Source organism: Pseudoalteromonas sp. P1-9 (assembly GCF_001399975.1).
GTDB lineage: Bacteria > Pseudomonadota > Gammaproteobacteria > Enterobacterales > Alteromonadaceae > Pseudoalteromonas.
Genome location: NZ_LKBD01000127.1, coordinates 1 through 590, shown reverse-complemented (window position 1 = coordinate 590; position 590 = coordinate 1). Strand labels below are relative to the sequence as shown.

The 590-nt window shown below is 36.6% G+C and carries 1 tRNA gene; it reads right to left on the bottom strand.

Features of this window, described 5'->3' with window-relative positions:
* Window positions 1-2: 2 nt before the first annotated feature.
* Window positions 3-87: transfer RNA gene (locus AN214_RS21850), tRNA-Tyr, on the bottom strand.
* Between the last annotated feature and the right edge of the window lie 503 nt (window positions 88-590).

Genomic DNA, 590 nt, shown 5'->3' with positions numbered 1-590 from the left:
AGTGGTGGAGGGGGACGGATTCGAACCATCGAAGGCAATGCCGTCAGATTTACAGTCTGATCCCTTTGGCCGCTCGGGAACCCCTCCACTTAAGTAGGCGCAATATTAGTGAAGCTTTATCTTACTGTAAAGCACTTTCTATAAAAAAGTGTTCAACCGCTCAAAATGCAATCACAACTGCTAAATTTCATACAAAACCACCAAAGTAACGGCTAGAATCAAATTCGTTATTCATTTTTGACGCTCGTGATACACACGTGTACGAGCTAACTTGCTTAGATAAAGAAGAGCAATAAGTGTTTGGTGGTTGGGGCGTTCGATTATTTCTTAACGTAATTTTGTAACAATGTACGCGCTGTGAATGTAACTCCACGCATTTTTGATAAGGGTTAGAATAGAGAATTTTGCGTGTTTAAATTCAAATAATGCATATGCAATTAATCACTTAATGTGAATATCAATAAGTTAAATAAGTTGACTTAGCACCAGATAACATTTCGCTTTTTGGAATTTGGAATTTGGAATTTGGAATTTGGAATTTGGAATTTGGAATTTGGAATTTGGAATTTGGAATTTGGAATTTGGAATTT